Raw genomic sequence first — 258 nt, forward strand, 5'->3', positions numbered from 1 at the left:
CGTTATCAGTCTGAAAACCTATATAGCGCCGCCGACCTATCCGGCTTTCACCCGCTTTAATGTGTTCTTACGTGATCGCTTTGAGTGTCAGTATTGCGGTGCGCATCATGATCTGACTTTCGATCATGTGATACCGCGTTGCAGCGGTGGTGAGACGACGTGGGAAAATGTGGTGGCAGCCTGTTCGCCTTGTAATTTGCGCAAGGGCGGCATGATGCCGGCTAAAGCCCAAATGTGGCCGCGACAAAAACCCTATAT

1 protein-coding gene is annotated in these 258 nt (G+C 51.6%); it reads left to right on the forward strand.

What is annotated here, in order from left to right; all coding sequences use genetic code 11:
• Nucleotides 1-258, forward strand: a 258-nt coding sequence (locus HBA93_RS21985; protein WP_221724664.1) for an HNH endonuclease, incomplete at both ends; no start/stop codon positions are given.

It is taken from the genome of Ochrobactrum sp. SFR4, from assembly GCF_019730395.1.
Lineage (GTDB): Bacteria > Pseudomonadota > Alphaproteobacteria > Rhizobiales > Rhizobiaceae > Pseudochrobactrum.